The 17,658-nt window shown below is 57.8% G+C and carries 12 protein-coding genes and 1 pseudogene; 6 read left to right on the forward strand and 7 right to left on the reverse strand.

All coding sequences use genetic code 11. From position 1 onward, the window contains the following. Positions 1 to 1,065, reverse strand: a complete 1,065-nt coding sequence (locus O3W47_RS06860; protein ID WP_269313315.1) for a lactonase family protein — start codon at positions 1,063 to 1,065, stop codon at positions 1 to 3. Between the two features lie 138 nt (positions 1,066 to 1,203). Between O3W47_RS06860 and O3W47_RS06865 the strand changes: the two genes are divergently transcribed. From O3W47_RS06865 to O3W47_RS06880, 4 genes and pseudogenes are all read left to right on the forward strand, one after another. After that, positions 1,204 to 1,506, forward strand: a complete 303-nt coding sequence (locus tag O3W47_RS06865) for a hypothetical protein (RefSeq protein ID WP_269313316.1) — start codon at positions 1,204 to 1,206, stop codon at positions 1,504 to 1,506. After that, positions 1,410 to 2,549, forward strand: a complete 1,140-nt coding sequence (locus O3W47_RS06870) for an MFS transporter (protein WP_269313722.1) — start codon at positions 1,410 to 1,412, stop codon at positions 2,547 to 2,549. Before O3W47_RS06865 ends, O3W47_RS06870 begins: the two co-directional genes overlap by 97 nt. Before the next feature lie 13 nt (positions 2,550 to 2,562). Beyond that, a pseudogene (acnA, locus tag O3W47_RS06875) lies at positions 2,563 to 5,189 on the forward strand (aconitate hydratase AcnA). A 13-nt stretch (positions 5,190 to 5,202) separates the two neighbouring features. Continuing rightward, positions 5,203 to 5,961 (forward strand): transporter substrate-binding domain-containing protein, encoded by a 759-nt coding sequence (locus O3W47_RS06880; protein WP_269313317.1) that lies wholly within the window; start codon positions 5,203 to 5,205, stop codon positions 5,959 to 5,961. 225 nt (positions 5,962 to 6,186) lie between these two features. Here the strand turns inward: O3W47_RS06880 and O3W47_RS06885 are convergent, their stop codons facing one another. Genes O3W47_RS06885 through O3W47_RS06900 form a run of 4 tightly spaced genes read right to left on the reverse strand, consistent with a single transcriptional unit; the run spans position 6,187 to position 11,931 of the window. Beyond that, a complete protein-coding gene (locus O3W47_RS06885) occupies positions 6,187 to 8,037 on the reverse strand; it encodes a TniQ family protein (protein WP_269313318.1) in 1,851 nt (616 codons plus the stop codon). Positions 8,038 to 8,058: 21 nt separating this feature from the next. Then, positions 8,059 to 9,033 (reverse strand): ATP-binding protein, encoded by a 975-nt coding sequence (locus tag O3W47_RS06890; protein ID WP_269313319.1) that lies wholly within the window; start codon positions 9,031 to 9,033, stop codon positions 8,059 to 8,061. 1 nt (position 9,034) lies between these two features. Next, positions 9,035 to 11,239: a DDE-type integrase/transposase/recombinase gene (locus O3W47_RS06895; RefSeq protein ID WP_269313320.1), complete on the reverse strand. Its 2,205-nt coding sequence runs from the start codon at positions 11,237 to 11,239 to the stop codon at positions 9,035 to 9,037. Positions 11,240 to 11,286: 47 nt separating this feature from the next. Then, positions 11,287 to 11,931: a hypothetical protein gene (locus O3W47_RS06900; protein WP_269313321.1), complete on the reverse strand. Its 645-nt coding sequence runs from the start codon at positions 11,929 to 11,931 to the stop codon at positions 11,287 to 11,289. 1,013 nt (positions 11,932 to 12,944) lie between these two features. On the opposite strand from O3W47_RS06900, the gene O3W47_RS06905 reads away from it, so the two are divergent. Continuing rightward, entirely contained in the window at positions 12,945 to 14,024 is a 1,080-nt protein-coding gene (locus O3W47_RS06905) for a DUF3800 domain-containing protein (protein WP_269313322.1), read from the forward strand. Positions 14,025 to 14,422: 398 nt separating this feature from the next. Beyond that, the gene (locus O3W47_RS06910; RefSeq protein ID WP_269313323.1) at positions 14,423 to 14,869 is read left to right on the forward strand and encodes a tetratricopeptide repeat protein; all 447 of its coding nucleotides are present in this window, start codon (positions 14,423 to 14,425) and stop codon (positions 14,867 to 14,869) included. A 161-nt stretch (positions 14,870 to 15,030) separates the two neighbouring features. Here O3W47_RS06910 and O3W47_RS06915 read toward each other — a convergent pair whose 3' ends face one another. Then, positions 15,031 to 15,708 carry an SH3 domain-containing protein gene (locus O3W47_RS06915; protein ID WP_269313324.1) on the reverse strand — a complete coding sequence of 226 codons (678 nt, stop codon included), beginning with the start codon at positions 15,706 to 15,708 and terminating at the stop codon, positions 15,031 to 15,033. Between the two features lie 198 nt (positions 15,709 to 15,906). Then, a complete protein-coding gene (locus tag O3W47_RS06920; RefSeq protein WP_269313325.1) occupies positions 15,907 to 17,643 on the reverse strand; it encodes a hypothetical protein in 1,737 nt (578 codons plus the stop codon). Positions 17,644 to 17,658 lie beyond the last annotated feature (15 nt).

Below are 17,658 nucleotides of genomic sequence, written 5' to 3' on the forward strand. Positions count from 1 at the left end.
TCAGTCCAGCGCGTTGAAGACGATGCAGACAGGGCTCCCGACCGAGAGCACCTCATCCCTCGCAGACAGGCGACCGGTCATTGCGTCTATGTCGAACGCGGTCACGGTGTCCGAATCCTCGTTTGCCGCGAGGAGGACGCCGTTTGGAAGGATTGTGAAAAATCTCGGTGTCTTTCCGCCGGTCGCCCAATGTCCGGCAAGACGCATGTGGCCGGAGCGGTCCAGTTCGAAGACCACGATGGTGTCGCTGCCGCGATTGCTGGCATAGACGAACCGTCCGTCGCCCGATACCGCGATTTCGGCAGCGCGGCTGTTTCCGGTGAAGGTGTCGGGAAGGGTCGAGAGTATCTGGAAGGGCGAGAGGCGTCCGTTGTCGGGATCGAAACGGTACGCGGTGACAGTTGAGTCGAGCTCGTTGACAACATAGGCGAGGCGGCCGTTGGAGTGGAACGCGATGTGTCTGGGACCCGAGGCCTCCCGCGTGGCGCAGGCGCTCGCTTTCCGCAAGGTTCCGCTCGCCGCGTCGATCTCGTAGATGAGGACGGTGTCGGCACCCTTGTCCGGCACCGCGATCCACCGGCCACTCGGATCGAATTCCACCTGATGAGGCTTGGGCATGGCCTGCTCGACGCGATGCGGGCCGATTTCCCCGGTAACTGCGGCAAGGTCACAGACCTCGCCCAGGGCTCCGTTCTCAAGGCGCGGAAGAAGGACGATGGACGACGTAACGTGATTTGCGATGACGAGGTATCGGTTCGTCGAGTCAAAGGAGAGATCGACCGGATTGCGTCCCCGTGTCGATTGCGTTCCCAGTGGCGTCAGCTTGCCCGTCGACCGTTCGATCGCGAATGACGTCACCCGATCCGAGTCGCCGTGGACGGTGTGCAGGAACTGGCCGGTTCGATCGAATGCCAAGAAGGACGGGTTTTCCATCTCGAGGAGCTGAAGGTGTTCCCACTGCATGCCGTTGCGAAGACGGTACACATTGAGGCCGTTGCCGCGCGCGTTGCGTTGCCGCGTTGTTCGCGCGCCGACATAAACGACCAGGTCGCCGCGATTTTCCATTTCTCAGGTCTCCTCCGTATGGCCCAGAACCTGATAAACCGGTCCTTCAAAAATCGCAATTGCATTTTATAATTATAATATGTAAACAAGGGCCGTGCCTTGGGAGGCAAGCGGCATAAATACCTTTGGGAGGGAGCCATGACGCTCACCGATACGAGCACGCTCGAGAAGACGACCACGCGTAAAGTCTTCTGGAGAATCGTGCCCTACTGTTTCATCCTCTATGTCATTTCCTATCTGGATCGCGCCAATCTCGGATACGCGGCCCTCGAGATGAACAAGGACCTTGCCCTTTCCGCCGAAGCTTTCGGCTTTGCGGGGGAATCTTCTTCATCGGCTATTTCCTGTTCGAGGTTCCGAGCAACGTCGCGCTCCAGAAATACGGTTCGCGCATCTGGATTTCGCGTATTCTGCTCACCTGGGGTGCGGTTGCGGTCCTGACGGGCTTCGTTCAGGAGGCCTGGCAGCTCTATACACTCCGCTTCCTCCTCGGCGTCGCGGAAGCAGGCTTCTTCCCCGGTATCATCATCTATCTCACCTACTGGTTCCGCGCCAAGGAACAGGCAACGACGGTGGCTTTCTTCACCGCCGCCATCCCGGCTTCCTATCTGCTCGGCGCGCCGCTCAGCACCTGGATCATGGACAACGTGAACTGGTTCGGACATGCGGGCTGGCGCTGGATGCTGGTGCTCGAAGGGTTGCCCGCGATCCTGGCCGGCGTCTTCAACTACTTTTACATGACAGATCGCCCGGAGAAGGCGAAGTGGCTGACCGAGGACGAGCGCAACTGGCTCGTCGGCGAGCTTGCCCAAGACCATAACAAACGCAAGAACGTCCAGCATCTTGGGCTGTGGGCGGCGATCTCCAACCCGAAAGTGCTTTTCCTGTCAGCGATCTATTTCATCTATCAGGTCGGCAATCTCGGGATTGGTCTCTGGATGCCCCAGATCATCCAGAGCTTCGGCAAGTCGCTAACGCACACCCAGATCGGCCTCGTCGCCATGATTCCTTATGCGATCGCCACGATCGCGATGGTCCTGTGGTCCAGGAGTTCCGACCGCATGGGCGAACGACAAAAGCACAGTGCCGTACCGCTCCTGATCGGCGGATTCGCGCTGGCCGCTACAGGCCTGACACACGATCCCTATGTCGCGATTGGCCTGATCTCGGTGGCTCTCGCAGGCATCTATGCGTTCAAATCGCCGTTCTGGTCGTTGCCGGGCCTCTTCCTGTCACGTTCGACGGCGGCGGTGTCGATTGCGGCGATCAACTCGATCGGCAACCTCGGTGGATTCGTCGGACCCTACGCGATGGGTTGGGCTAAAACGGCGACAGGCAGCCCCCTCGGCGGCCTTTTGTTTCTGGCGGTGCTTCTCGTGATCTCGTTCTTCATGACATGGTTCATGCGCTTCCCGGCTCCCGACGCCGATGACAGTCCGACCGGACAGTTCCACGCCGGCCGTACGTCCTCCCGAAAAGCCTGAATGGAAAAACAGCATGCGCACCACATTCGACATCAACGGCGTCAGCCACGACATCATCGATCTTCCGGCCGAGGCTGGCGATTGTCTGGTGCGCATGCCTTATATCCATCGCATCCTGCTGGAGAACGTTCTCCGTACGGCAGGTGACGACGCCTTTCGTGCCAAGGACGCTATGCTCGCCTGGCTCGAAACGGGCCAGAGCGATGTCGAAATTCCCTTTCTGCCGAACCGGGTGCTGATGCACGACACGACATGCGGGCCCGCGCTCGTGGATATCGCTGGCATGCGCTCGGCGCTCGCCGAGGCAGGCGGCGATCCGGCCCTGCTCAACCCCGTCGTTCCCGTCGATGTCTCCACCGATCACTCGGTCGCCGTCGATGCTTTCGGGACTTCGGCGGCACTCGCACGCAACATGGAGCGAGAGTACGAGCGCAATGCCGAGCGCTATAGTTTCATGAAATGGGCGACAAACAGCCTTGCCGACTTCCGGGCGCATCCGCCGGGAACCGGGATCATGCATACGCTCAATCTCGAACGGCTTGCGACGGTCGCGACGTCGGTGCAGCGCGACGGCAGGCTGTGGGCCATGCCGGACACGCTGATCGGGACGGACAGTCATACGCCAATGATCAATGGCATTGGCGTGCTGGCCTGGGGTGTCGGCGGGCTGGAGGCGGAAAGCGTTTTCTTCGGCATGCCTGTCGCCCTCCGCGTTCCCGATGTTGTCGGCGTCCGGCTGACGGGCGCGCTCAGGGAGGGCGTTCTTGCAACCGATCTGGCGCTTGTCGTTACCCATCTGCTCCGCCAGATCGACTTGCAGGACAAATTCGTCGAGTTCTACGGCCCGGGCGTCTCGAACCTCACGGCAGGCGACCGTGCGGTCGTTGCTAACATGACGCCCGAGTTCGGGGCGAATAGCGGCTATTTCCCGATCGACCGCCAGTCGATCGATTACCTTCTCACCACCGGGCGCAGGTCGGTACACGCTGCTTTCGTTGAGGCCTATGCGAAACGGGTCGGCATCTGGTTCGATCCGAACGCCAGTCCGCGCTACACGTCCACCCTCGATCTTGACCTGTCCAGCGTCGAACCCAGCCTCGCAGGCCCCCGTCGCCCGCAGGACCGGATTGCAGTCAGCGAAACCCGTAGCGCAATCGCGGGAATGAAAAAGAACGGCGGCGCGCCTTCCGTCGAGGGCGAACCGAACGACGGCTCGGTCGCGATAGCGGCCATCACAAGCTGTACCAATACGTCCGATCCGCGCCTGTTGATCGCTGCCGGACTTCTGGCCCGCAAGGCGAAGGCCTACGGACTTCGCCCTCCGCACTGGGTCAAGACGTCCACCGCGCCCGGCTCGCCGACGGCGGAGCGTTATCTCGTGCGGGCAGGGCTTTTGTCCGATCTCGAATCCGTCGGCTTCGGTATCGTGGGTTACGGCTGTACGACATGTATCGGCAATTCCGGCCCGCTGACCGAGCCGGTCGCGGATGCGATGGCCAAACGTGGCATCCTTCCGGTCGCCGTGCTTTCGGGAAACCGAAACTTCCCCGGGCGCGTCCATCCCCAGCTTGAGGCCGGGTTCCTCGCCTCGCCACCAATGGTCGTGGCCTTCGCGCTCGCCGGGACCGTCGAACTCGATATCATGAACGATCCGATCGGGGTTTCGCAGGACGGCACGCCGGTGACCCTCTCCATGCTGTGGCCGAGCACCGTGGAGATCGACGAAGCCCTGGCTGCCGCATCGAAAATAGAGGACTTCGCGCCCGCCTACGATGCCGCCGAAGCGAGCAAGGCGTGGAAGGAGCTTCCGGCTCCAACGACGACGCTGTTTCCCTGGGACGAGACATCCACCTACATCCGCCGTCCGCCATTTGCGAGTTTCGGCAAGGGAACCAAGCTCGGGACCTATGAGGCGCATCCGATCCTCATTGTTGGCGATGACATCACGACCGACCATATTTCACCGGCCGGCGCGATCCCTGCAAAGGGCGATGCCGGCCGCCATCTGATCGAACGCGGGGAAAATCCCTTCGACCTCAACGTCTTCTCGTCGCGGCGCGGCAACTGGGAAGTGATGATTCGTGGCCTGTTCACCAACAAAACGGTGCGCAATCTTCTCGGCCACGACATTCCCCCGGTTCCACCATCCACGCCGGATCGGGCGATGTCCTGTCACTCTGGGACGCGGCGCAACGATACCAAGCCGAGGGCAGGTCCGTGGTCGTGTTGGCAGGCGAGCGTTATGGGATGGGTTCTTCTCGTGACTGGGCAGCCAAGGGTGTGGCGCTTCTCGGTGTCCGCGCCGTGCTCGCAACCAGCTTTGAGCGCATTCACCGCTGGAACCTGATCGGCATGGGCGTGTTGCCCCTACGGTTACCGCAAGGCGTCAAGCCCGCTGACCTTGGCATCTCGGCCGATGATGTCGTCGTGATTGACGCCGATCCACAGACCATGACACCACGTTGCGATGTGACCGTGACAATACGCAAGGTGGATGGCACTTCGACGACCCTGGATGCCGTGGCGGCAATCGAAACCAGTGCGGAGGTCGGCATTCTTCGGGCAGGCGGCGTGCTGCCGCTCATCCTCAAGCAATTGCTGAACAGGCCGGGTCGGAAGGCATCCGGGCGGGAAACCTGATCGGAGAAGCGAAATGACAGACATCGACATCGTCAACGTGCGACGCGCAATCGCTCCTTCGGGAACGTTGCGGACGACGATAAACGTCGGGAATCCGATCCTCGCAAGCCGGAAAGACGTGCCGGGAGGCGTCGCAGGCGTTTCCGTCGATCTCGCCCGGACGCTGGCGGAGCGTCTGGACGTACCGCTTGAACTTGTCGTTATGGAGTCAGCGGGTGAAGCAGTCACCGCCGTTGAGGAAGGCCGTGCCGATATCGGCTTTTTCGCTCGCGATCCCGCACGCGCGCAGCTGATTGCGTTCACTGCCCCCTACGTGCTGATCGAAGGCTGTTATCTTGTCCGAGACGGCTCGCCGGTCTCCGAAATGAAAGATATTGATGTTGCGGGCCGTAGGGTGGTTGTGGGCAAGGGCAGCGCCTACGACCTGTATCTTACACGAGAACTTCGACACGCCACGATCGAGCGCGCCGCGACGTCCCCCACCGTCGTCCAGCATTTCCTGGAAACGTCAGCCGACGTCGCGGCGGGCGTTCGTCAGCAACTCCAGCAGGACGCGGACCGGTTCGGTGGACTGCGGCTTCTGGCCGGCCGCTTCATGGTGATCGAGCAGGCGATGGGAGTGGCACGGACGCATGGCCCGGTGGCGGAGAGCTATCTGACCGCGTTTGTGGAAAGCGCCAAAGCCGAAGGCCTGGTTACCGACTTCCTGAAAGCGAATGGCGTGGATGCGGTCTCGGTGGCTCCGCTGACAGTTGATGTCATATCATCCTGATCCGCATAAACGCGCCTTGATTGCGCTCCGTTGATTTGTCGCTGCGACGATAGTTTTCCCTGATTTTATTGAGGAATTTTAGAGGACCTCACAAAGGTCGGGGCGAATTGCTCCGATAGGTGTGTCCCGAAACTGAGGTGCTGGAACCGCAGGCAATAAAAAAGCCCGCCGAAGCGGGCCTTACTAACTAAGATTGCGCGTTTTCGCCGAAAGACGACCTTCGTTTTATTGCCAGTGCGCTACGTCCGATCGCCGATAGAATCTCGAGTTTCTACCGGTCGGTTCATAAATGGGTCGCACTCCCTCGGCCTCGAGTTTTTGACGAAGGATTCCGGGAAAGACACCAGCACGGTCCGACAAAAGAGCGAGACAAATATTTTCGGCGATGAAGGCATCCACGGAATGAGCGAGGATGTATTGTTGCTCACGCCGGGTGGCAGGATTGATCCGGGTTTCGGTCCTTAGATAACCGAGGCGCAGCAGTTCGCCGATCGTGCCTCTCGCCGTCCCGATCCGGCGTTCTGTGTCTCGGACATTGAGATGTCTATGACTATCGTTTTGAACGTTGCCATTCAACGATGCCACTTCAGGAATAGAGCGGTTCAAGCAGGCTCTGACTTCCTCCCAATCCACAAGGAGGTTCGAGAGCGTCGTCCGACCGCCTTCGAAATGAAGGCTTTTCAGAGAACCTTCCAAGCCCAATTTGAGGATGCTCTCGGTTTGGCAACCGCATCTTTGCGCTGCTTTATCCAGCCGCACCAGGCCGTCTGTATTTGAACCGTTTAGTGAGCGCCCGAAAAGCGCTTTCTTAAATGCCTCGAATTCGGACCGTTGGACACGCGAAAACACGCGTGCGCCGTCCTTCGGTTGCTCCACGCGGCGCAGAAGTCCGGCATCGAGAATGGCTCGCATGCGGTCATCCCTGATTCCGAGAACCGTCCGGATTTCAACACTGGTCATCGTATCCAGCGCATTGGACAATACCTCGTGGCCCCGACGCGCATCGAAGTAAATCTGGGCGCTCGTCAGCTGTGAGGGTGCAATGAGATTAGCTTCCAGAAGCAGGTCCTGGATACGGTCTTCCATCATGCCATATTCGAGGCCTGCCGATCTGATCGAATGCAGATGGCGTTTTCGGGTGGGCAGCACAAAGGCTTCATCAGGACCGATTGGGAGATTTCTCTCGGCGATGTCCTGAAAAATCTCTGTTACGAGGGAGAATTCAGGCTTCTTGTGATTGCGCATCAGCCAATCTCGCAACGGCCCGAAAAAGGAAGCCATTTCATAGACCATCGGTTTTGATTGTTCGATCGCCTGGCAAATAATCTTCTCAATCAGATCGCGTCCGGCCGAGGCGGAACCAAACCCGCACTCGACGTCGGAATGAGACGCCAGGTCGCAACGATCATATGCGATCCGGTGCATCTTCTGGAAGCGACCGAAATGACGGCAAAGATCGACAGCCACATAGGTTTCAAAATTGTCGAGAAACTCGTTGGCGGGGAGACCGTCGATTCTTGCGACCACGTATCGATCGATTTGAGACGAGGAGGCTGCGCTGGTGTCGACCGCCTCCTCCCTGATCGTTGAAATATTCAGGCGTACGAACGAGGCGAAATCACCTTGCTCTTGCGAGGACGCCGGGGCTTCCTTGATCGCACAAGCATGCTCATGGCAATTCTGTAAGGCGCGTGTCATCCACGCCGCCCGGACGTAGGGCCGTGAAGAAGGACGTCCGCTGCCGTTTTCGAGATCGTCAACGACACATTTCGGGCAGTACCGATGATTTCGTCCCGGTCGCATATCACGGCCCATCAATGCGTGACCCAGCTTCCACGTCGCTCCGGCGGTAACGGACGCGATTGCATACGCTGCGAGACGCGCTTCTTCGACACCTGACCAGTGTGCGAGTAATGCCATCGCTTCGGGATCGCCCGAGGCGATGGCAGTGGCGTTTGTGTCCGTCGTGGCGAGAAACCCCCGCATTGAACGATAGCCATTTGCGTGCGCGAGGCGGGATGCCAGGCTCAGGGGCGTTTCGGTTTTGTGAAACTCGACGGTGACAGGGAGTGCCATGACGCGATACCTTTCTGGCTATTACTTCTTCTTTTTCGAGGGCTGGGCGACGAGGTCCGTCAATGCGTTGCTGCGATCAATGTCGCGCCACCGGGGCGAGGTGATGATGTTGTCGCCGCGAAGACTGCCCGACGCACGGTCGTAGAAACCTGCGAAGTCGCGAGCCGTGAGATTTTTGCGGTTTCGTCCCAGGGCTGCGAAACAAGCCGCTCGCACCATCTCGATCATCGTACCCAACCCACCATCCGTGGAGGCTACCAGGCGTCCCAGGAAGTCGTCGGTCATCAACTCGTCCGCCAGCACAAGACCGCAATGATCGACGGCAATGTCGCACAGAAGCTTTTCGATCAGCGGCTTGTCAGAAGGAAATCGCACCGGCTCGAACCGCATGACCAATGACCTGTTCGCGAGCTGGAGATCGCCGGATACCAGCCTGGCCAGGTCCGGCACGCCGCTGTAGATCGTGTGAAGTGGCCACTCAGGAATGGCAATGAGGCTTTTCAGGCGATCCTGAAGAGACCTTACGGCTGCAGCTGTTGGTGCCCGCAAGAGGTCTTGTGCCTCATCCAGATGCAGAAAGAGGACGCGACGTTCTCTGAGCTGTTGTTTGACTGTCTCGTAAAGTTCATGCTCATTTGCACGATTGCTCGCGGGCAGACCCATTTCGTGAAGGATACGGATTGCCAAATCTTTGGTGGAGCAGGGTTTCGGCACCTCGATACTGATCATTGGACGCACCGTTTCGCCATACTCATTCTGGTACGGCTGAAACGATGGGACCATCGTAAACGCTCGCTCCAGCGAGGTTGACTTCCCACTACCGGACTCGCCGATTACGATGAAGGAGCGCCTTCTCGAGCCGCCGCCGGCAAGGCAATCGAGGGCATGCTCCTCGAATTCTGTCAGGCGCTTCACGAGCTCCAGGCAACGGCCTGTCTCGAAGTAACGGTTGGTTTCCCTCACACGCAGCGCGCGCAGTTCGTTGGTTGCCGTCATCTTAGTACTCCTCATCATAGTAGAAGCCCGAAGCAAGCGCGTCAGAGGCTTGCGTAGTGGTGGGTTCGTTTTCTTTGATTTCTTCGGTCACGGATTTTTCGAGGGCAAACAGGTCGGGCCGCTGGATGACCATGCCGATCCGCAACGGATCGTCGGGCAGTGGGCCTTCGGCGAGGAGTGGAATCTGATCTTCAGAGGGCGCGGCCATCCACGCCCCGAACAGTTCCGCGTCCCAACGGTCGAAGTCTTTTGCGGTCGGTACGCTGGGAGAAAGACCGGCGCGGAGAGTTGCGGCATCACCGATAGCGCGAAGGCGATTGATAGCGTCGTACATCACCGTCATGCCCTGCTCGGCAGCAGTGGCGTAGCTGGCACGCAATTCCTTGCGTGCGGCCATCCATTCGGCGAGCGTTACACTGTCATCGAGACCGACGGTGTTGCGAACGACGAACCAGCCTTTGTCGCCTTTAACGGCGATGTGGGCGGGGCATTCCGGATCGTATTTGATCTCGACGTCGACCTGGTCGAACTTGGTCCGGAGCCGCTGGATTTCGGCATCACAGTAGGTGATGCCGAATACGGTAATACCGTAGTCTGAAATCCGGCGGGTCGTCTTGATGCCGAAAATCTGGAGCATTTCTTCGGCATCTGGCGGGTAGAGGATTTCGTATTCTTTGGAGGCCTCGACCCACGCATTATGCGGGGTGTTGCCGCCAAGGCCAGAATGCGGCTTGTTGTGGTAGATGTCACAGACCGCGAAGATGAAAATCTTGATCAGTTCGTCGACCAGCAATGCGGCATGAACCTGCGGATCGTAATCGCCCTTTTCTACGACCGAAGAGAAAGTCCGGCCCTCGAAATACGGTGCGATTAGCAGACCGATCGAATGGAAAAGGCTTTCGATGAACGGGCGGCAACCAGGATCGCCGGCGGGCGGGCGGGTGCCGTGAATGCGGGCGGCGCGAAGCACCTCGGCGGTTCGTTGTGCGGTGAATTCCGCGCCGTTGTCGGTGTAAATGACCCGGGGCCTGATTTTCCCGATCCATGGCGTCTGGGCGGCCACATAGGACGACAGGTGTCTCTTGTCGGTCATGATCATGCGGATCGTGGCAACGGCGGACACGGCGTTCGGATTCGTGCTTGCCTTGAGCGCGAGAATGTAACGTGTCGCGACGTCGATTGCGGCGCAGAAGCAGATGCGGACGCGAGGAATACGCTCCTGTACTGTTTCCGGAAGGGCGTTCCAGATACCCGTTTCCACGAGAAGCGAGATCAGATCGACGGTGACAAAATCCATCTCGATCCGCTGGCCAGGAGCGACCACGTGGAAACTCCGACGGATCGCCTTGAACTTCTGGATGGCGAACTTCTCGCCGTGACGGCTCGCAATGACGTGGAACTTGTCGAACTTCGCGATCATCGCTTCGAATTTTTTGCGGGATACCTTCCCGATTTTCTTTGGGATCGGGAGGTCGGCATTGTGCTTCTGGAGTTCAGCCAGGTACGAGCGATAGACATGCGCCTTGGTAGGACGGCGGCGATCCAGATAGGCCATCGCCATCTTGTGTGCGAACGCGATCGTTGCTGGTTTCGGGGCGAACAGCTTCGGGCCCGGACCGTGATGCCGGGGAAGAAGCGCCATCACGTCACCGTCGCAATTATGATAGTCGTCGTAGTCGCGTTTGAAGGTTTTAACGCTTGGGCAAGGGAAAATGACGACCTGGCTTCTCTGGTCGGCCCGGCCATCAGCGGCTAGGTCGAACAGCGCGTCGTTGATTTCCCGGTTCCACGCCAGCAGCTTCGGGCCGAGCTTTTTCTCGGACATTGGCAGGAGCTTGCCGATGCGGTCGCATTCCACATCGTATTTGTGGATCAGCTTTTCCCGATGAACGGCGAGATCACGATCTTCGACGTCGAATTCGTCCCATGACTTATCGCCGAAGATGGCACGGATTTTCTGCTGCGCGGGGCTGTTGTAGCCGTAGCGGATCGATGCTTTGTTGCTGTCGAGCGCGGCGTAGATTTCCTGGTGGGAGAGGAAAATCTTATATTCCACATCGCTTTCTGAACGGAGCACATAACCTACGTCGTCGCGACTTACAGGAATGAAGAAGGCGTTCCTCGTCTTGTCATGGTAGCGATCCATTTGACCCATACCGATGAGGGAATGAAGGAATTGACGAGCGGGCAGGGTGCGGGATTCCATGATGGTCCTTTCTCTGATGGATGGAATTTTGATTTGGTTGGGAACGGCTAGGCGCAGGCGCGCAGCCAGGATCGATCATCGATACGGCCCGAGTAGACCGGTGCGATCAGACGGAGATCGATAAGACGCCACACGGCGGTCCGGCGTTTGTCACGTGCACGGACGTCACGCAGGAGGTCACCAAACCGGAACTGGCCCGGCAGACGTTTCACCACATCCACGAGTCTGGCACATTCGGCGTCATCGTGGTGGAGGCGGGAGGTGAGGATGAAGTAGGCATTTTCGAATGCCTCGTGGGTTGCTTCCTCGTTCGTCATCAAGGTGACGGCGTCCGCGACGCGCGGCGTCAACTTTCCGAGTGGGCCGACCCCTGTGATACCGGCGGCGCAGATGCGATCGAGCAAGTCGATCATTTCGGCTCGCTTGCGGGCATACTTCACCGCGACGGCGACCCGTGTGCCGTCGTTGAGAACGATGAGGTAATCGAAGGTGTGCTCACGAAGAACGCCGTCGGCGTCGGTGTATTGGACCTTCGGGTATTGCGACTGAAGTTCTCGAAGGCCAGACAAGGTGTGAAGCACAGAACTGACGCGGTGCTCGAGTTCGCTTTCGTGGTAGACGCCGTTGCCGTTGAAGAACGTATGACCACGTGCGGTTTTCGCCTGTTTGTCGGCGGGCACGCGCAAGGCCAAGCCGAAGTGCGGCTCGTGCCAATACTCCTTGTCCGCTACGCTGACGGCCGGATTGGCGGCTGGGCTATATTCGCAAGCCCCCGGCCAAGGTCGTGCCGGTGTTCTCCGGCGGTTGGGTCATGGACGCAAGGGAAAGGAAGCCGAGTCCCTCGCGTTTCTGGTAAAGGTATTGGGCGACTTTATGGGAGTGACGCATTCCGATCTCCTGCCTCGTATCCTGCGATGATCTCGCTGGCCGAGGTTTCCGGTCGGAAGTCCCCTGGCTCAGAGAGAAGCAAAACCTATAGTGGCTGCTATCGTCATCATGCGTCCTCATTACTGCTCACGCTGTCGGCGAGCGGATATTACGTCGAGGCAGGGCTCATACGCGTCAAACGTTATTGAAAGGTGAATTTTTGTGGCGATTTCTTATAATTGTGGATGCGATGTGATCTAAAATGCTCGGCCGGATCATGGGTGCGGGAGATGACTGTCGTATGTTACTCCACAGTGTATTGCTACACGTAGGCAGTATAATAGCGTCTTGTATGATCTCGCTGTACTTAGCCCGTCGATATAGTAATGGTAATCTGTGTTGTCTGACAGGAAATCGGCGGGGATAAATTTGAGGAATCGACACATTTCGCATTGTATCAGCAATAGACTCGCAATCCTCAATGGCGGCGCGGCACCGAGCGTTGCAACGCTTCCACCTCTCTTACGAATCCCTTGGTACCTATCGGAAACGCCCCTATGACAGGAGATATGCTGTGAGGACTACGTCTGGAGGGCACCTGGCCTATATCGGTAGTCATCCGGATATGAGTCACGAGGATACCGCGTACTTCGTGGCTGCGGCGGAGAAGATCAAGGCGCTTGCAGAAGAGGAACGGGCCCTTGAGTTCCGGCCGGTCAGGACCAATGCACGTTGGATGCGCCTCTGATCCCTGCTCTCTCTTCGACACGACTGACACCAACGAGGATGTGGTAAGGAATTGACACCCATAGGCCTAGACGTAAACGAAATGCGGGACATGGCCATCGCGCTGCATGGTCTTGCTAAGGCCGATCGTGCGTACGTGATGTATTACGATGAGACGAACAATATTCGGCGTCTACACGTACGTCCCGATGGTTTAAATGCTCCAGAGCCGCAATGCTTTGTGATAGGTGGCGTCGCCCATACGCCTCCGGTTCGCTCCCTCAGTTTGGACGAATTGCGCGACACGCTTCGGATTCAGAAATCTGCAGCCGAACTGAAGCTCAAGCACGTAGCAAAGGGCGATTTCTTGGAATTGGTCGATAGTGCGCGGATGGAGACATTCTTAGCATGGATCAAAGACGAAGGCTTCTTTATCCATTTTTCGGTGCTTGATCCGCTGTACTGGTCCATCATCGACGTGGTGGATTCAATCTTAGGGGAGCACGACGAGCCAGCGCTGTTTGTGCATCACATGGGTCTCAAGAATGATCTTTACGCAGTGTTACGACATGATTTCGATCAGACCGTCGCGCTGTTTCAGCGATATTCCTATCCGAACGTCGGGCGGGAGAGACGTCCCGCATTCATTGCTGATCTACTCGATCTCATCCAGGAGCGTGAGGCGCTTTTGATACCCTTTAACTTCATGATGTTGAAGGGCGTCATGCAGATCGCGAAGACGTTGGATAGTTTGCCTTTCCTTGAGGATGTCGAACCGAACGTGCTGATCGATGGTTTCGGCCCGTTCTTCGTCGAGAGGCTTTGCCTCCTCAAAAATGCCAACCATATCCTCGACGTCGAGGATGTCATTCGCGAGCACCTAGCGGGGATCGAATTCTGCGATGGCGACGACGTGCTCACGCACTATCGCTTCGCTGTTTCCGATGACGAACCCGGAATTCAGATCGCGGATATACTCATCGGTCTGATAGGAAAGTTCTTCTCGTTCGTATGCGAAACATCACACGATGAAATCCTAAGAACGCGGGATGGATTGACAGCGCAGCAGAAGCGAACACTGCGGCTGCTTAGCGAGCTCTGCGATCGTTCAGTTTCCGAGAACCCGGTGTTCACGCACTACGTCCTTAGTCTCTCGGACCAACAAAAGGCTTCGGACCTTCTAGGGGATTGATAGTGCGGGGCGGCCGGTTGAACCGCTAACGGACATTGCGGGTGCAGTGACCCAACCGGTTGCGGTTCCAATCGCGTGAAAATCTCGTGTCTCCTCTTCCAGAAACCGACAGACTGATTTCCACCCCACCTCAGTCGTTCGGGGATCGGTCCGTGAATGACCGCAATGGGCCAAGAAGCAGACCGTCACTGGCGGACGTGTTACAGTCCATCGACCGAGCTATGCGCGGAGGCCGACAATCCCGCCGCTGACCGAGCCCATGTGCTTGGCAGATCGAGTCTGATCTGCGGATTCGTGCTCTGGGAACAAGGCAACCCAGCCTATATCGGCCCCGTTGAAACGGTGCTTGCGATCGATAGCAAGCACCCTTTCTGACACCACCGGAACGCGCCTCTCTGATGAGCGCCCGGGCTGTCGCGCTTGCCCGTGATCACAAGTGGCAGGAGGCGGTCAATCTGCATCGCGGCGCGCTGATGATCGTTGAGGCCGACCCGGAAGCGGAGGAGAATGTCGTGCTCGCCGCGATGACCAATCTTGCTTTCTGCCTGCATGAAGCTGCCGAATTCGAAGAGGCGCGCAAGCTCAATGCGGAAACTCTCGAACGAGCCGAGATTGCCTTCGGCAAGGACGATCCGGCGCTGTTGCGCATAATCGACAATCTCGCCCGAAACGAGTTCGTGCTCGAACATCCAGATAGGTCGGTGGACCCTATGCACCGACGGCTGGCAATCGCCGAACAGCATGAAATTCTCGGCGTGATCGGCGCAACGCTACGCGATCTGGCGATTGCTAGCTTTTCGGCGGGTGACCATGCCGGCGCTGAGGATTGTTTCGTCGGCAAGTAGCTTTTGCAGAGCGCAATGGCGATAGTGACGATACCGCCCGTGCTCGCCCTGACTTGGCCGGTCCGTATGAGCGGCTGGGGAAGAATAGCGGGTGTCTCGCAGACGGACATCGGTCGCGTGGATTATTTTTGTCTTTTTATTCGAGCCATTCGTGTTTGAAGTCAGCGATACGCCTCGATCATCGATTTCGTAACATCTTGCGCGAAACAGATCGGTGCATAGCCGCCCGGCTTTGAATATGCACTTCGGTTGCCGCATCTTCGGCCTCTGCGGTCTGTGTTGTAGGGGCAGGCGCATGTGCCGGGATAGTTGGCCAGGGATTCGGCAATGATCCGCTGAATGATGATGGCGGGTGATAGTGTCGGCGGAGGCTTACTCTTTGGCTCCGACGGTTTTGAGATTTCCTCCCGCTTGGGGTTGTCATCCTGCAAAAACTTGGTTGCGACCCATCCTTCTTTTTGAGTCAGAACATCTTTGATCCTGGACCATTGTAAATCCGACTGAAGGAGTTCGACTTTCCGTCCTCTATCCAGTCTATCAATGACTTGAGACTTTGGATTTGGTGCACCACGCAGTGCGACGCCGTTCCCACTGACGAACTTGGTAGTTGTTTTTGCGACAGTCTGCGAGCCGGCCGTCTCGCTCGGCGTGGAAGCGGTGCTTGTAGGGGAAGAGGTCGGTCGTTGGTCGCTCATCGTTGATGGCGGAGCTTTCGGCGCGCTCGCCTCCTCTGAAAAACTCGGCGACGGTGCCGTTCTCCCGCCCTTCGAGGGTGTTTCCCCAAATTTCGAAATGCCGAACAGGATAAGTCCGCAAAGTAGCCAGTAGCGTTTTTTCATAAGAGCCCCCGCGGTATATTGCCGAGGGCTAAAATGCTCCGCAAGTAGCAATGATTGCCACTCTCAACTTAATGGTTAATTTCAGCGACCTGTAGCCGGCAGGTGGTCGCTCTTGGCCTTCGGCGAGCGCGTGCGTGAGCGGGCCGGACGCAGCCAGGTGTTTTTTAAGCTCGGAGGAAGTTCTTCGCCAAACCAAACTCAACGGAGATTTTCTGCGATCGTCCGATAGCACGCGTCGTCTTTACCGACGTCAGTTTTGGTGATTGGTTTCCAAATATCTCGGTCGAAATCGAAGAACTCGACCACACATGTATTGGTGTCGTAGTTCAGCCACTGAGCGGCCACCAGCCTGCTATCGCGGCGAAAGTCCAAACTCAGATACATGTGCTCTTCCCCACCACGGGGAAAGGAACCGGGGCGACCCGTTTGATTGTTGGCGACGATAACGAACGAGCACCCCGTACCGCACCCGATCTGAATAAGGGTATAACGGCCGGCGAAATTTGGTCCTTGCCGCATACCGTCGCGAATACGGGTCCTGAAACTATTGAATTCGCGATCGCGTCCCTTGAAGTCTGGCATGACTGTCTTTCCAGAAAAACGACCTTGGACAGGGTAGCGGGAAAGGTTTGGCCGCTTGAACGTGGGGCTCGAAGCAACGCCTACCGCACCTTCCTGTTTATAGGATGTTGCTTCGCAGACATGCCAGCGCATCTGATAGCCGTATTCCCCTTCACGGCCATAACACCAGCCCACAGTTTGCAGCTTGTCGCTGATGGCTTCGCGCCGCTCACAGGCCACATTTGTTTCCGGCAAGTCACCGCTGCCGCCGCGGCAGGCAGAATTCTGTTCAGCCCACTGGGATATCAGACGTACGGGTTGAGAGACGCCCTTGTCCGTCTGGACAACCTTGCCCGTTTCGGAGAGGATCACACCAGCCCTCTGGTCCCAAACCAGAGAAAACTCGGCGGAACCAGATGAAATCCGATTGCCAACGTCGCGTTTTGTGTACCAGTCAATGATGCCGTCAACCTTGCAGGTTTCCGCGCAGATTACTTTTGTAGAACCTGCCTGCACGCTGTAGGCGCGGACTGGCCATCTAGTCGCGAAGGTCCGTTTCTCGTTAAGGACGGCGGCTTTCGGCGTCGCTTTCCCATAGAAATCGACGGTCTCGGCGTACACCTTTTCCATAAAGGTCAACGCTTCTGCGTTCCTGCGGGACCAAGCGTCATGGTATGCCGTTACGAAGGCTAGTGCTTTTTCCTCGGTTGTCGGTGGAGGGGCTTCGGTGGTTTTTAGGGTTGCAGGCATGGTCGTCGGGGCAGCCTTGGACGCTGCAACGGATTCTGTCAGATCGGCCAGACTTCCCCACGTCACCTTATAGCTTTGCATCTCACTGGCCGTGAGATACCGCATGTCGTCACTGGGAACAGATAGGCTGAGTTGAAGCAATTTCGGGTCGACATCCATCTCGACAAGGTACGTCATGATCTGGGCGGTCAGCGCCTGAATCGCTGCGACCGCAGTATGTCCCTCGATAGTCGTCTCCAAAGAGAAAGAAGACTGGTGCACGCCGATCGCGCCGGGCTCAGCCTGACGGTTCACGCCTCCCACAAAAGCGAGTGCGCAGGCCGAAGCGCATTCGGCAGACCGGAGCTGCAGCGTCGATAGTCCGAGCGACCGGATCATCCTGCCATACGCCATCGCCGTCACAACGTTGCCGCCGTTGCTGTTGAAGGTGATCAGTTTGGCACCGCTCGCAGCTACTTCTCGTGCAAGCTGGTCTGGGTTGTCCGCTGTGGTGAACTCACCTTTCACTAGCAAAACAGGCGAAGAGTCGTCGATTGGAACACGCTCAAGGGTGATTTCCGCGTGTGCGGTTCCGACCCAAGCCATAGACACGATAGTCGCTACCAATAGAATACGCTGAAACACGACTTTTGCCCCCGT

This window comes from Agrobacterium sp. LMR679, from assembly GCF_027157905.1.
GTDB classification, from domain to species: Bacteria; Pseudomonadota; Alphaproteobacteria; order Rhizobiales; family Rhizobiaceae; genus Agrobacterium; species Agrobacterium leguminum.

Excerpts from the sequence above, each read along its gene's own strand:
- O3W47_RS06860 (WP_269313315.1), bottom strand. The coding sequence starts at position 1,065 with ATGGAAAATCGCGGCGACCTGGTCGTTTATGTCGGCGCGCGAACAACG.
- O3W47_RS06865 (WP_269313316.1), top strand. The coding sequence starts at position 1,204 with ATGACGCTCACCGATACGAGCACGCTCGAGAAGACGACCACGCGTAAA.
- O3W47_RS06880 (WP_269313317.1), top strand. The coding sequence starts at position 5,203 with ATGACAGACATCGACATCGTCAACGTGCGACGCGCAATCGCTCCTTCG.
- O3W47_RS06885 (WP_269313318.1), bottom strand. The coding sequence starts at position 8,037 with ATGGCACTCCCTGTCACCGTCGAGTTTCACAAAACCGAAACGCCCCTG.
- O3W47_RS06890 (WP_269313319.1), bottom strand. The coding sequence starts at position 9,033 with ATGACGGCAACCAACGAACTGCGCGCGCTGCGTGTGAGGGAAACCAAC.
- O3W47_RS06895 (WP_269313320.1), bottom strand. The coding sequence starts at position 11,239 with ATGGAATCCCGCACCCTGCCCGCTCGTCAATTCCTTCATTCCCTCATC.
- O3W47_RS06905 (WP_269313322.1), top strand. The coding sequence starts at position 12,945 with ATGGCCATCGCGCTGCATGGTCTTGCTAAGGCCGATCGTGCGTACGTG.
- O3W47_RS06910 (WP_269313323.1), top strand. The coding sequence starts at position 14,423 with ATGAGCGCCCGGGCTGTCGCGCTTGCCCGTGATCACAAGTGGCAGGAG.
- O3W47_RS06915 (WP_269313324.1), bottom strand. The coding sequence starts at position 15,708 with ATGAAAAAACGCTACTGGCTACTTTGCGGACTTATCCTGTTCGGCATT.